A 13,713-nucleotide genomic window follows, 5' to 3' on the forward strand; every position below is an offset into this window, starting at 1 on the left:
CGTCGCCCCCTGCGCCGTACGATCAGGATCGTGGCTGGTCGTGGACGTGCGCCGAAGAGGGTCGTGGGGCTGTTGCTGGCGGGCCTGACGGGTCTGGCGGGGCTGGTCGGCTGCGGCGGCTCCGCCGGGACCGACGCCGCGTCCGCCGAGGTCCGCCAGGTGCTGGACCGGCGGGCGGCGGCGGTGCGCGACGGCAGCGAGAAGGCCTTCGTGGCGACGGCTCCGCCCGGCTCCGTCGCCGCCGCCGGACGGGCCGCGGCGCGCACCGGGTTCAGGAACCTGCGGGCGGTCCCGCTGACCGACTGGTCGTACCGTGTGACCGGCTTCCACCGCTCCGGCGACCGCGCCACGGCAGACGCGGAACTGCGCTACCGCATCGACGGCTATGACCGGGCACCCGTCGTCACCCCGCGCACGCTGAGCCTCGTCCGCGCCGGCGGACGCTGGTACGTGAGTGCCGACCGGCCCGCCGGTGACGCGAGCCGGCAACTGTGGGAGCAGGGGCCCGTGGTGGCCGTACGCGGCGAGCACAGCCTCGTCCTGGGGGTCGGGCAGTCCCGCGGCACGTTGCGCGGTTACGCGGGCCTGGCCGACCGCGCGGTGCCCGCGGTACGGGAGGCGTGGGGCGAGAAGTGGCCGGGGCGGGTCGTCGTCCTCGTACCGGAGTCGCTGGAGGGCATGGCGGAGCTGCTGGGGGCGCCCGCGTCCGGGTACCGGGGGATCGCCGCGGTCACCACGGGGGAGGTGGGCAGTTCCGGGAAGGCGCCCGCCGACCGGATCATCGTGAACCCGGACGCGTACGGGGTGCTGGGCTCCTTCGGGCGGCAGGTCGTGCTCACGCACGAGACGACCCATGTCGCGACCCGCTCCTCGACCTCGGCGGCGACCCCGCTGTGGCTGTCCGAGGGGTACGCGGACTGGGTCGGCTATCTGGGCAGCGGCCGTACGGTGGCACAGGTCGCGCCCGAGCTGACACGCGCGGTGCTGGACGGACGCGTGCCGGACGCGCTGCCGAAGGACGGGGACTTCGGCTTCGGCGGGGACGCGGGGAAGCTGGCGCGGGCGTACGAGAGCGGGTGGCTGGCCTGCCGCATGATCGCCGAGCGGTGGGGCGAGGTGCGGCTGGGCGAGTTCTACCGGGCCGTGGGGGCGCACGAGAAGCGTGCGGGGGCAGTGGAGGCGGGGCTGCGGGAGATCCTGGACACCTCACCGGAGGACTTCACGGCGCTGTGGCGGACGTATCTGCGGGACCGGCTCGGGTGACGGGCGGGGATCTGTCTCTCGGCCCTCGCCCCGGGCATCCGGCCCCGCCGCGATGGCCGGGCGGCGGGGCCGGTGCGACCCTGACGGAGTGACGGACAGCGAACGGCAGGTTGACCGGCAGCTGGAACGGACGATCCTGGAGCTGCTGGAGCGCCGTGCCCCGACCGCGACGATCTGCCCCTCCGACGCCGCGCGGGCGGTGTACACGGGTGCCGACGACGGCTGGCGCGCGCTCATGGAACCCGCCCGCCGCGCGGCCGGGCGGCTGGTCGAGGCCGGCGAGGTGGAGATCACGCAGGGCGGCCGGGCCGTCGAGCCGGCGAAGGCCCGGGGCCCGATCCGAATCCGCCGCGTGCGCCGAGGCGCCGGGGGCGGGCCCGTGACGTCAGGAGGTCAGTGATTCCTCGTCGGCGGGCGTCTCCCGGCTGGGCGCCGGGGCCGGGTCCGCGTACGACACGGTGTCACGCCACAGGAGCACACCCGCGGTGACGGTCGCGGCGACCAGCAGGCCGTTGCGGACCACGAGCAGTTCGATGCCGAGATCGGTGCTGGCGACGACGTCCGCGAAGAAGACGGGGAACTCCAGCACGGTGAAGAGGCACGCCACCAGCACCATCACCGCCGGCCACCCCATCCGGCTGCCGCGGAAGACCAGGCACACGGCGGCCAGACCGACCAGCCACACCAGATACTGCGGGCTGATGACCCGGCTCGTCGTGGTGAACAGCAGGACCGCCATGAACGCGGCGTCGGCGGCCGTGTGCACCAGGAACCGGGTCGCGCACAGCCGCCACAGGAGCAGCCACCCGAAGGCCAGCCCGGTCAGCATCAGCGCCACCGTGCTCACCACGTCGACGTACGGGCCGAGGAACTCCACCGAGCCGTAGTTGAGCAGGACCTGGCCCTCCCAGCCGTGGTGCCGGGCGATGTGGAAGACCAGCGAGCCGAGCGACTCGACCTCGGTCCCGCGGTCGCGCTGGAAGGTCAGGAACGCGAACGCGCCCGGCATCGACACGACGAACGCCAGCGCGATCGCCGCCGCGGTGGCGGCGGCCGCGCCCCAGGCCCTGCGTCCGGTCGTGCCCACGAGCAGCAGCAGCGGCCACACCTTCAGCATCGCGCCGAGCGCGGCGAGGACGCCCATCACCTTCGGGTGCCGTACGCCCGCGAGGAGAGCGGCCACGGCGACGGCGGTCACCATGACGTCGTAGCGCGAGTACACGGTCGGCCCGAGCAGGGGGACACCGATCACCCACACCCAGACGCCACGCACCGACACCGGCACCGGACTGTCGGGGCGCCGGGCCGCGTACAGGAGCAGTCCCAAGGCGATCAGGTCGGCGGCGAAGGCGAGGACGAAGAACGCCTGCGTGTAGGCGAGGAAGGGCAGGAGCGCCGGGGAGAGGATCGCGAGCGCGGCGGCCGGCGGGTACTGCCAGGTGACGTCGTCCAGCGGGAAGGTGCCCGTGCGCAGGATCTCGTACCAGTTCTGGTAGGTCACCGAGACGTCGCTCGTGACGTCCGGGCCGGGGAAGACGAACACCTTGAAGACGAAGAGGAGCAGCAGCAGTCTCGTCAGGCCCCAGGTCGCCAGCAGTACGTACGGGAACCTCGGCCCCCTGGCTCCCGCCATGCCCACCTGCCCTTTTCCGTACGGGTCCGCCGTGCCGCTCCGCCGCCGTCCCGCTGTGCGGTCATGATCCCCCGCGCGGCTGTGCGAGAGCCGTGAAGCGTGGCCGGGCCGGGCTGTGAAGTACGGGTTCGGTACTGTCGACGGCGATGCGCGAGACCATGCACAAGACCCTGATCGTGACCAACGACTTTCCGCCGAGACCGGGCGGTATCCAGGCCTTCCTGCACAACATGGCGTTGCGCCTGGACCCCGAACGGCTCGTCGTCTACGCCTCCACCTGGAAGCGGGGCCAGGAAGGTGCCGAGGCCACAGCCGCCTTCGACGCCGAACAGCCCTTCGTCATCGTACGCGACCGAACAACCATGCTGCTGCCCACTCCGCGGGTCTCACGGCGGGCCGTCGGACTGCTGCGGGAACACGGCTGCACCTCGGTGTGGTTCGGTGCGGCGGCGCCGCTCGGGCTGCTCGCGCCCGCGCTGCGCAAGGCGGGCGCGGAGCGGCTCGTGGCCACCACGCACGGGCATGAGGCGGGGTGGGCGCAGCTGCCCGCCGCGCGTCAACTGCTGGGCAGGATCGGGGAGTCGACGGACACGATCACGTATCTCGGGGAGTACACCCGGTCGCGGATCGCCACCGCGCTGACACCCGAGGCGGCCGGGCGGATGGTGCAACTGCCGCCCGGGGTCGACGAGAAGACCTTCCACCCCGGGTCCGGCGGGGACGCCGTGCGGGCGCGCCTCGGGCTCACCGACCGGCCGGTGGTGGTGTGCGTGTCGCGGCTGGTCCCGCGCAAGGGGCAGGACACGCTGATCCTCGCCATGCCGCGGATCCTGGCGAGCGAGCCGGAGACCGTGCTGCTGATCGTGGGCGGGGGGCCGTACGAGAAGGACCTGCGCCGGCTCGCGTACGAGACCGGTGTCGCCGACTCCGTGCGCTTCACCGGAGCGGTGCCCTGGTCCGAACTCCCCGCCCACTACGGAGCGGGTGACGTCTTCGCCATGCCGTGCCGTACGCGGCGCGGGGGGCTGGACGTGGAAGGGCTCGGCATCGTCTACCTGGAGGCTTCCGCCACGGGGCTTCCCGTGGTCGCGGGCGACTCCGGGGGCGCGCCGGACGCGGTGCTCGACGGGGAGACGGGGTGGGTCGTCCGGGGCGGCTCGGCCGAGGACGCCGCGGACCGGATCGTCACGCTCCTCGGCGACGCGGAGTTGCGGCGGCGGATGGGGGAGCGGGGGCGGGCCTGGGTCGAATCCCGCTGGCGGTGGGATCTGCTGGCGGAGGGGTTGCGGGGGCTGCTGTAGCGCGGCCGCGCCAGCTGCCATCGATCACCTGCGGGCCGGTGACGGCCGCACCCCAAGGACTGCGCAGTTCCCCGCGCCCCTGGGAGTGCGGGCCGGTGGGGGTGTGCCTCAGGGATTGCGCCGTTCCCCGCGCCCCTGAAAGCGCGCCTCCCGCTCGTCCTTCGGCTGCGGGGCGGTGGGGGTTGCCCGCGCCGTTCCCCGCGCCCCTGAAACGTGCCCTGCGGGCGTTTCAGCAGGGGCGCAGCCCTGCTCCCAGGGGCGCGGAGAACGGCGCAATCGGTAAGGCGCGGCCATCGCCGGCCCGCACTCCCAGGGGCGCGGGGAACTGCGCGATCGGTAAGGCGTCACCCCACCGGGCCGCACTCTCAGGGGCGCGGGGAACTGCGCGATCGTTAGGGGCAACCCCCACCGGCCCGCACCTCTAGGGGCGCGGGGAACTGCGCGATCTTTTACGTGCGCCCCCACCGGGGCTCAGGCCTGGTAGATCGCTTCGATTTCTGATGCGTAGTCCTTCGCCACCACGTTCCGTTTCAGCTTCAATGACGGGGTCAGATGCCCCGAGTCCTCCGTGAACTGGTGCGACAGCACACGGAACTTCCGCACCGACTCCGCCTTCGACACCGCCGCGTTCCCGTCGTCCACCGCGCTCTGGACCGCCGCGAGCAGCTCGGGATCGAGAGCCAGGGACGCCGCGGTCGAGCCGGCAGGCTTCCCGTGGTCCTCGGCCCACCGCCCGAGGAACTCCTCGTCGATGGTGACGAGCGCGCCCACGAACGGCCGCCCGTCACCGACGACCATGCACTCCGCGACCAGCGCGTGCGCCCGGATCCGGTCCTCGATGACGGCGGGGGCGACGTTCTTGCCGCCCGCCGTGACGATGATCTCCTTCTTGCGCCCGGTGATCCGCAGGTACCCGTCCTCGTCGAGCGTGCCGATGTCACCGGTGTGGAACCAGCCGTCGGCCAGCGCCTCCTCGGTCGCGCCCTCGTTGTTCCAGTACCCCTTGAACAGGTGCTCGCCGTGCAGCAGCACCTCGCCGTCGTCGGCGATACGGACCACCGAGCCGGGCAGCGGCTGCCCGACCGTGCCGATCTTCTGCCGGTCCCACGGGTTGAACGCGGTGGCCGCGCAGGACTCGGTCAGCCCGTACCCCTCCAGGACCGTGAAGCCGATGCCGCGGAAGAAGTGGCCCAGGCGCTCGCCCAGCGGCGCGCCGCCCGAGATCGCGTACTCGCCCTTGCCGCCGAGCACGGCCCGCAGCTTGCTGTAGACGAGTTTGTCGAACGTCTTGTGCTTGATCCGCAGGCCGATCGAGGGTCCTGCCGGGGTGTCCAGCGCGCGGCTGTACGCGATCGCCGTGTCCGCGGCCTTGTCGAAGATCTTGCCCTTGCCGTCGGCCTGCGCCTTGGCCCGAGCCGAGTTGTAGACCTTCTCGAAGACGCGCGGCACACCGAGGATCAGCGTCGGCCGGAACGAGGCCAGTTCGTCGGTGAGGTTCTTGATGTCCGGGACCATGCCCAGTTTGATCGGCGCCATCATCGGCGCGACCTGCACGAGCCGCCCGAAGACGTGCGCGAGCGGCAGGAAGAGGAGCACCGAGCACTCGCCGGTGCGGAACAGCGGCCGCAGCCGCTCCACGATGTTGCCGCACTCCGCGAAGAAGCTGCGGTGGGTCAGCACACAGCCCTTGGGGCGCCCGGTCGTACCACTGGTGTAGACGATCGTCGCCGGGTCGTCGGCCTTGGCGAGCGAGCTGCGTTCCTCGACCGCCGCGTCCGAGACGTCCTTGCCGGCGCGGTCGAGCTCGTCGATCCCGCCGCCCTCGATCTGCCAGACGTGCTTGAGGTGCGGCAGCCGGTCGCGCACCGACTCCACGGTGGCCGCGTGCGCGTCCAGCTCCACGACGATCGCGGTCGCTCCCGAGTCGCCGAGGATCCACTGCACCTGCTCCGGGGAGCTGGTCTCGTACACGGGTACGGTGACGGCGCCCGCGCTCCAGATGGCGAAGTCGAGCAGCGTCCACTCGTACCGCGTGCGGGACATCAGCGCGACGCGGTCGCCGGGCAGGACGCCCGAGGCGATCAGGCCCTTCGCGGCGGCCTGCACCTCGGCGAGGAAGACGGTGGCCGTGACATCCGTCCAGGTACCGCCGACCTTGCGGGCGATGACCGCGACATCGGGATGCTGCGCGGCGTTTCTGCGGACGATGTCGGTCAGATTGCCGTCCGCAGGGACCTCGTACAAAGCCGGAAGGCTGAACTCGCGCAAGACTGCTGCTCCTCATAGGGCGCCGACGCCACGACTTCGTGTGATGCGACGGAGCGGTCCAAGGCTCGGGCAGGTGCTCCGGGAGTCGGTTGTTGAAACCCTGAGCACGACTGGACTGCCCGGACGTTACCCGCCGGTAGTGCCTCTACGACAGGGGGGTCCGGCGAGATGTTCCCCGCGTCACACGTGTTGGCGTTCCTTGGCGCAGAGTAGTCCAACCCGTTACTGACTGGGTAGTAACCGCAGGTCCGCCCGCGTCTACACACCTTTGCTCCACAGGCCTACCCTTGATCGCCATGGCAGGTACACAAGGCGGCGGCGACAGCGGCGGCGAGCGAGAGACCCCGGGGGCACCCCCCAGGACCCGGATCCACGTCGTGAGCGACGTGCACGGCAATGTCCGTGACCTGGTCAGGGCCGGTGAGGGCGCGGACGCCCTGATCTGTCTGGGCGACCTCGTCCTCTTCATCGACTACGCCGACCACTCCCGCGGCATCTTCCCGGACCTCTTCGGCACCGAGAACACGGACCGCATCGTCGAGCTGCGCACCGCCCGCAGGTACGAGGAGGCACGGGCCCTCGGTGCCCGGCTGTGGGCGGGCGTCGACCGCGGCCCCGCCATCGAGAAGGCCGTACGCAAGCAGTACGCCGAACTCTTCGCGGCGTTCCCCACCCCGACGTACGCCACCTACGGCAACGTCGACATCCCGTCCCTCTGGTCGGAGTACGCAGGACCCGGCACCACCGTGCTCGACGGACAGCGCGTCGAGATCGCCGGCCGGGTCTTCGGCTTCGTCGGCGGCGGACTGCGTACCCCCATGCGGACCCCGTACGAGATCAGCGACGAGGAGTACGCGGCGAAGATCGAGGCCGTCGGGGAGGTCGACGTGCTCTGCACGCACATCCCGCCCGAGGTGCCCGAGCTCGTCTACGACACGGTGGCGCGGCGCTTCGAACGGGGCAGCCGGGCGCTGCTGGCCGCGATCCGGCGCACCAGGCCGCGTTACGCGCTCTTCGGGCACGTCCACCAGCCGCTCGCCCGGCGGATGCGCATCGGCGCCACGGAGTGCGTGAACGTGGGTCACTTCGCCGGGACGGGGAAGCCGTGGGCGCTGGAGTGGTGAGGGCCGCCGGGGCTACCGGCGGTCGCAGGGCCGGGGGCGGCGGGGCCTCCCCAGCGCGGTAGCGTTCACGCTGCGCACACAGGTAGAAAGCGTTCGTACCCCGCAGAACCCTCGTGCCCCGCAGAACCCCCTGTCCGGACCGCATCTGGAGGAGCCACAGCGATGGCGGAAAACACCAGTTCGAGTATCACGATCGAGGCGGCACCGGCCGATGTCATGGCGGTCATCGCCGACTTCGCCCGCTACCCCGACTGGACGGGCGAGGTGAAGGAGGCGCAGGTGCTCGCGACGGACGAGAAGGGCCGTGCCGAGCAGGTGCGCCTCGTCATGGACGCGGGCGCCATCAAGGACGACCAGACCCTGGGCTACACCTGGACCGGTGACCATGAGGTCTCCTGGACCCTGGTCAAGTCCCAGATGCTCCGCTCGCTGGACGGCTCGTACATCCTCAGGCCCGCCGGTCTGAGCGCCACCGAGGTCACCTACCGGCTCACCGTCGACGTCAAGATCCCGATGCTCGGCATGATCAAGCGCAAGGCGGAGAAGGTCATCATCGACCGCGCGCTGGCGGGCCTGAAGAAGCGCGTCGAGTCGGGCGACGCCGACAAGGAAGCCGCCGGGGAAGCCGGCACGGAAGCGGTCGAGGAAGCCGAGTCGGGGGACGCCGGGAAGAAGGCGGGGCCGGGCGACAAGTAGCGGCCCGTCGCCGCGCCGCCGCACCACGTACCGTTCACCTCCATGCGCACCCTCCTGATCACCGGCCCCGGCGGCTCCGGCCGTACGACCGTCGCCGCGGCCACCGCTCGGGAGGCCGCCCGCCGGGGCACCCGCACCCTGGTGCTCTCCGCGGACCGCACCGACACCCTCGGTGCCGCCCTCGGCACCCCCACCGGCTCCACGCCCGCCGAGACCGCCCCCGGGCTCACCGCCTGGCGGCCGGACGCCGGCGAACGGTTCCGGGCGGACCTCCTCGCCCTCCAGGAACAGGCCTCCACCGCCCTCGACCTGCTGGGCTCGGCCCGTCTGGACGCCGAGGAACTCACCCCGCTGCCCGGCGCCGAGGAACTCACCCTGCTCCGCGCCCTGCGCGACGCGGCCGCCGCGGACACCTTCGACCTGCTGGTCGTCGACCTCCCGCCGACCCCGCAGGCCCTCGCCCTGCTGGCCCTCCCGGAACAGCTGCGCCGCTACCTGCGCCGCCTGCTGCCCGCGGAACGCCAGGCGGCCCGCGCCCTGCGCCCCGTCCTCGGCCGCCTGGCCGGCGTCCCCATGCCGACGGACCGGCTGTACGAGACGGCGGCCCGCTGGGACGTCGAACTGGCCGCGGTCCAGCTGACCGTCGAGGACCCGGCCACGACGGTACGGCTGGTCGCCGAGCCGGGACCCGCGGGCGCCGACGCCGTACGGTCGGCCGTCACCGGACTCGCCCTGCGCGGGCTGCGCACCGACGCCCTGATCGGCAACCGCGTCCTGCCCGACGCGTCCCCCGACACCTGGCTGGCCGCCCTCGCCGCCCAGCAGCGCAAGTCCCTCGACGGATGGCGTGACGAGTGGGGCTCCGCCGGGACGTGCACGGTGCACGAGGTACCCCACCTGGGCCGCGACCCGCGCGGCGCCGAGGACCTGGCCCTGCTTCCCGTGCCCGGTCCGGACGGCGATGCCGATGACGGTGCCGCTGCCGGACCGCTCGTCTGGCCCGTCGTCGACCGGCTCGCGGAGGACGGCGTGCTCGTCTGGCACATCCCGCTGCCCGGCGCGATACGCGAGGAGCTGGACCTCGTACGCCGCGGGGACGAACTCGTCGTCACCGTCGGGCAGTTCCGCCGGATCGTCGCGCTCCCGTCCGCCCTGCGCCGCTGCGCGGTCGACGGCGCGTCCCTGCGCGAGGGCGAACTGCGTGTCCGGTTCGCGCCCGACCCGGATCTGTGGCCACGGACACGGTGAACGGCCTACCCCGTTCGGGTAACGTCGAGAGACACAGAGCCGATGCTTGGAGTCCGCCATGAGCGATGAGCGCCCCACGTCCGACGCGGGGGAGGACGCGCTCGACCCGGTGCAGGACGGCACGGTGCACGGCGAGGAGCGCGACGAGGTCCGGGCGACCGACGACGACGCCTGGGCGAAGGCGTGCGCCGAGGACCTCGCGGCCGAGAAGGCCCGCCGCCGCACCCAGTACGGCCAGCCGCCCGGCTCGGCCGCCGAGGAACTGCGCAAACTCGTCGACGCCGTCGCCGACAAGCTGTCCGGACTGCAGTCGCCCCTGCTCGGCGCGGTCGCCGGCGGCGCCGCCCAGCAGATGGTGAACCAGGTCGTGCAGCAGGCCAAGGCCGCCGTCGAGCCCGTCATCGAGCGCAACCCCGACGTGTTCGACCACCTCGCGAGCGCCGGCTCCGAGCTGCTCGCCGCGTACCGCTCCGCCGTCGAGGCGCAGGAACGGCGCTGGACCGCCCGCGACACCGCCGCGCGCCCCCGGGACGAGGGCACCGGCAAGGGCACCGGCAGCGGTGAACACATCGACCTCGACTGAAGCCGCTCGGGTACGGTTGGCCATAGCGGGGCTCGACCGAAACTGAGGGATTCATGGGACTCACCATCGGCGTCGACATCGGCGGCACGAAGATCGCGGCCGGGGTGGTCGACGAGGAAGGCAACATCCTCTCGACCTTCAAGGTGCCGACTCCCACGACGCCGCAGGCGATCGTGGACGCGATCGCCGCGGCCGTCGAAGGTGCCAGGGCCGGGCACGAGATCGTCGGCGTCGGCATCGGCGCCGCCGGATACGTCAACCGGCAGCGCTCGACGGTCTATTTCGCGCCGAACATCGACTGGCGGCAGGAGCCCCTGAAGGAAGCGGTGGAGGCCCGGGTGGGCCTGCCGGTCGTGGTCGAGAACGACGCGAACGCGGCGGCCTGGGGCGAGTACAAGTTCGGCGCGGGCAAGGGGCACCGGAACGTCATCTGCATCACGCTCGGCACCGGCCTGGGCGGCGGCATCATCATCGGCAACAAGCTGCGCCGCGGGCACTTCGGGGTCGCCGCGGAGTTCGGCCACATCCGGATGGTCCCGGACGGGCTGCTGTGCGGCTGCGGCTCGCAGGGCTGCTGGGAGCAGTACGCGTCCGGTCGCGCGCTCGTCCGCTACGCGAAGCAGCGGGCCAACGCGACGCCGGAGAACGCGGACATCCTGCTGTCGCTGGGCGACGGCTCGCCCGACGGCATCGAGGGCAAGCACATCTCGATGGCGGCGCGGCAGGGGGATCCGGTGGCGGTGGACTCGTACCGCGAGCTGGCCCGCTGGGCCGGTGCGGGTCTTGCCGACCTGGCCTCGCTCTTCGACCCCTCCGCGTTCATCGTCGGCGGGGGGCTCTCCGACGAGGGCGAACTGGTCCTTGACCCGATCCGTAAGTCGTACAAGCGGTGGCTGGTGGGTGGGAACTGGCGTCCCGTCGCCGATGTGATCGCCGCGCAGCTGGGGAACGAGGCGGGGTTGGTGGGCGCGGCGGACCTGGCGCGCGAGCCCGACCCGATCATGTAGCGGATCGCTACGCGGGGTGCGGGGACGTGCGCCGTCTGCGGCCGAGTGGGGGTCGCCCGCGCAGTTCCCCGCGCCCCTGAAAAGCGGGGCTGCGCCCCTGCCTTTCATCTTTTAGGGGCGCGAGGAACTGCGCGACCAGCCCCTACCGGCCCGCGGGATATCTTGATCCGTATGTCGACCATTCCGGCAGGAAACCCGTTGCCCAGCTCCCGGACAGAGCCCGACGGTTCGGTCGTCGTCCGGGTGCTCAGCTACAACATCCGGTCCATGCGGGACGACACCACCGCCCTCGCCCGAGTGGTCGCCGCCTGCGACCCGGACCTGGTCCTCCTCCAGGAAGCCCCCCGCTTCTTCCGCTGGCGCAAGAAGCTGGCCCGCCTGGCGGCGGCCTCCGGCCAGGTGGTCCTCTCCGGCGGAGCCACCGCCTCCGGCCCCGCCCTCCTCTGCTCCCTGCGCGCCACGGTCGAACGTACCGAGGACGTACTCCTCCCCCTCACCCCCGGCCTGCACCGACGCGGCTTCGCGACCGCCGTCGTACGGTTCGGCGGGGCGCACGGCCCCCGCGTCGGCGTACTGAGCTGCCATCTGTCCCTGCAGAAGGACGAGCGGGAGAAGCAGGGCGCGCTGCTCCTGGACAGCCTCGCCGCCCTGAACACCCCGCACGCCGTCGTGGGCGGCGACCTGAACGAGCGACCGGCCGGCCGGACGTTCAAGCGCCTCGCGGCAGCGCTCCAGGACGGCTGGGCGGTGGCCCCCTGGGGCGGGGAGCACACGTCCACGCCCGGCGACCCCCATCAGCGCATCGACGCGCTCTTCGCCACGGCGGGCGTGGAGATCCTGGGCTGCGGCGTACCCCTGGACCAGCCCGGTGTGACCGAGGCGGACCTGAGGGCCGCCACGGACCATCTCCCGGTCCTGGCAGCCCTCAGAATCCCCACCGCTCAGTAACGCCAACCATTCAATGGCCGGCCGTCAGAAACGCCGGGCGTCAGAAACGCCGAGTCAGGAACGCCGAGTCAGAAACGCCTGGAGTCAGACGACCGCGCCGCGGCCCGGATCGTCCTCGTCCTCCTCGTCGCCCCGCATCCGCCCCACCAGCGTGGCGAACCCGCCGAGGAAGCCGCCGATGCCCAGCGTGGCGAGGTACCACGTCATCTCCCAGCCGAGCAGCACCGCGAGAAGCAGCAGCACCGGGCCGCCGATCACGCCCAGCCAGGCGAACTTGGCCGTGGCGTCCGCGGCGGGCAGCGGGGGCGGCTCGGGCGGCACGAAGTGGCCCTCGTCGTCCTCGTCGAAGTCCTCCTCGGCCGGTTCGGACACCGAGAAGTCCCGGGGACCGGCGACACCGGGCGCGAACGCCACGGAACTGCCGAGCGGCTTCCCGGCACCCGGCTCGTCCTTGGGGGAGGCCTTCGCATCGGTCCTCGCGTCGGTCTCCGAGTCGGCCTCCGGACCCGTGGTGTCCGTACCGCCCTGCTTGCTCTTGGCGCCCTTGGGCGTCGCGGCGTTCTTGCCGCCGGAGTCGCCCGCGCCGCCGGCATCGTTCGTCTCGGGCTCCAGGAGCGCCAGGTCCTCCACGGACTTGAAGGGCTTCGCGCCGGGCGGGTCCGGCGGTTCGTCGCCGTATCCGGCCACGATGGCCTCCCAGGCCGCGGTCTCGTCGAACGACGGGCCCTGCTCCCCGCCGGGCGCCGCGTCCTTCTCGTCGGGCTCGCGGTCCGCGTCGTGCTCAGCCACCAGTGGCCGTCCCTTCCTGCTGACTCGCCTGACCCGCGCCGGCCTCCTTGCCGGCACCGGGTGCGAGCCGGGAGACGAAGGCGAAGCTCTCCTCGAAGATCCGGTCCGCGTCGTGGTCCAACGTCGCGACGTGGTAGCTCTGTTCCAGAAGTATCTCCGTGACATCCACGGACGACACCCGGCTGAGGATGCGGGCCGAGTCGGCGGGCGGCACGACATGGTCCTGCGGGCTGTGCAGGAGCAGCATCGGCTGGGTCACCTGGGGCAGTTCGCCGTCGAGGAGCCGGTAGAAGTTACGCATCGAGTGGGCCGCGTGCAGGGGCACCTTGTCGTAGCCGATCTCGATCCCGCCGTCCTTGGCGATGTCGCTGGTGATGCCGTCCACCGTCCGGACGAAGTGGCGGATCACCGGCAGTGCGTACGCAGCGAGGCCGTGCACCTTGTTCGCCGGGTTGACGACCACTATGCCGCCGACCTCGTCACCGTGCTTGGCGGCGAGCCGCAGGGTGAGCGCGCCGCCCATGGAGAGACCGAAGACGAAGACCCGGGAGCAGCGCTCGCGCAGGGCGCGCAGCTCGCGCTCCACTTCCGCGTACCAGTCCTGCCAGCCCGTGAGCTGCATGTCCTCCCAGCGCGTGCCGTGCCCGGGCAGCAGCGGCAGCGAGACGGTGAGACCGCGCTCGGCGAGATACTCCGCCCAGGGGCGCAGCGACTGCGGGGAACCCGTGAAGCCGTGGCAGAGGAGGACCCCGACCTCTCCCCCCTCGTGGTGGAACGGCTCAGCTCCGGGAAGGACCGGCACCTTCGGTCTCCTGTTCGTTCAAGGGCGACGCGACGATCACCCCGAAGCTTC

Annotated in this window: 13 protein-coding genes; 9 read left to right on the forward strand and 4 right to left on the reverse strand. The window is 72.2% G+C overall.

Annotated elements, in window-relative coordinates; genetic code table 11:
- Positions 1-30 precede the first annotated feature (30 nt).
- Both C6Y14_RS16380 and C6Y14_RS16385 read left to right on the forward strand, forming a co-directional pair.
- Complete coding sequence (locus C6Y14_RS16380; protein WP_404828798.1) at positions 31-1,263, forward strand: hypothetical protein; 1,233 nt, start codon at positions 31-33, stop codon at positions 1,261-1,263.
- 88 nt (positions 1,264-1,351) lie between these two features.
- A complete protein-coding gene (locus tag C6Y14_RS16385) occupies positions 1,352-1,663 on the forward strand; it encodes a DUF3253 domain-containing protein (RefSeq protein ID WP_107017441.1) in 312 nt (103 codons plus the stop codon).
- Here the strand turns inward: C6Y14_RS16385 and C6Y14_RS16390 are convergent.
- Positions 1,649-2,896 carry a glycosyltransferase 87 family protein gene (locus C6Y14_RS16390; protein WP_107017801.1) on the reverse strand — a complete coding sequence of 416 codons (1,248 nt, stop codon included), beginning with the start codon at positions 2,894-2,896 and terminating at the stop codon, positions 1,649-1,651. The genes C6Y14_RS16385 and C6Y14_RS16390 overlap by 15 nt on opposite strands.
- A 158-nt stretch (positions 2,897-3,054) precedes the next feature.
- Between C6Y14_RS16390 and C6Y14_RS16395 the strand changes: the two genes are divergently transcribed.
- Positions 3,055-4,197: a glycosyltransferase family 4 protein gene (locus tag C6Y14_RS16395; RefSeq protein ID WP_107017802.1), complete on the forward strand. Its 1,143-nt coding sequence runs from the start codon at positions 3,055-3,057 to the stop codon at positions 4,195-4,197.
- A 471-nt stretch (positions 4,198-4,668) separates the two neighbouring features.
- Here C6Y14_RS16395 and C6Y14_RS16400 read toward each other — a convergent pair whose 3' ends face one another.
- Positions 4,669-6,465, reverse strand: a complete 1,797-nt coding sequence (locus C6Y14_RS16400; protein ID WP_107017442.1) for an AMP-dependent synthetase/ligase — start codon at positions 6,463-6,465, stop codon at positions 4,669-4,671.
- 287 nt (positions 6,466-6,752) lie between these two features.
- Between C6Y14_RS16400 and C6Y14_RS16405 the strand changes: the two genes are divergently transcribed.
- The 6 genes from C6Y14_RS16405 (at position 6,753) to C6Y14_RS16430 (ending at position 12,071) form a co-directional block, all read left to right on the forward strand.
- Positions 6,753-7,589 carry a metallophosphoesterase family protein gene (locus tag C6Y14_RS16405; protein WP_404828799.1) on the forward strand — a complete coding sequence of 279 codons (837 nt, stop codon included), beginning with the start codon at positions 6,753-6,755 and terminating at the stop codon, positions 7,587-7,589.
- A gap of 162 nt (positions 7,590-7,751) precedes the next feature.
- Positions 7,752-8,285 (forward strand): SRPBCC family protein, encoded by a 534-nt coding sequence (locus C6Y14_RS16410; protein ID WP_225891127.1) that lies wholly within the window; start codon positions 7,752-7,754, stop codon positions 8,283-8,285.
- A 42-nt stretch (positions 8,286-8,327) separates the two neighbouring features.
- The gene (locus tag C6Y14_RS16415) at positions 8,328-9,533 is read left to right on the forward strand and encodes an ArsA family ATPase (RefSeq protein WP_107017443.1); all 1,206 of its coding nucleotides are present in this window, start codon (positions 8,328-8,330) and stop codon (positions 9,531-9,533) included.
- A gap of 58 nt (positions 9,534-9,591) precedes the next feature.
- Complete coding sequence (locus C6Y14_RS16420) at positions 9,592-10,116, forward strand: DUF5304 domain-containing protein (RefSeq protein WP_107017444.1); 525 nt, start codon at positions 9,592-9,594, stop codon at positions 10,114-10,116.
- 53 nt (positions 10,117-10,169) lie between these two features.
- Entirely contained in the window at positions 10,170-11,123 is a 954-nt protein-coding gene (locus C6Y14_RS16425) for an ROK family glucokinase (protein ID WP_107017445.1), read from the forward strand.
- A 171-nt stretch (positions 11,124-11,294) separates the two neighbouring features.
- The gene (locus tag C6Y14_RS16430; RefSeq protein ID WP_107017446.1) at positions 11,295-12,071 is read left to right on the forward strand and encodes an endonuclease/exonuclease/phosphatase family protein; all 777 of its coding nucleotides are present in this window, start codon (positions 11,295-11,297) and stop codon (positions 12,069-12,071) included.
- Positions 12,072-12,155: 84 nt separating this feature from the next.
- Here C6Y14_RS16430 and C6Y14_RS16435 read toward each other — a convergent pair whose 3' ends face one another.
- Positions 12,156-12,860 carry a hypothetical protein gene (locus tag C6Y14_RS16435; RefSeq protein ID WP_107017447.1) on the reverse strand — a complete coding sequence of 235 codons (705 nt, stop codon included), beginning with the start codon at positions 12,858-12,860 and terminating at the stop codon, positions 12,156-12,158.
- Complete coding sequence (locus C6Y14_RS16440) at positions 12,853-13,662, reverse strand: alpha/beta hydrolase (protein ID WP_107017448.1); 810 nt, start codon at positions 13,660-13,662, stop codon at positions 12,853-12,855. Before C6Y14_RS16440 ends, C6Y14_RS16435 begins: the two co-directional genes overlap by 8 nt.
- Positions 13,663-13,713 lie beyond the last annotated feature (51 nt).

This window comes from Streptomyces dioscori, assembly GCF_003024195.1.
Lineage (GTDB): Bacteria > Actinomycetota > Actinomycetes > Streptomycetales > Streptomycetaceae > Streptomyces > Streptomyces dioscori.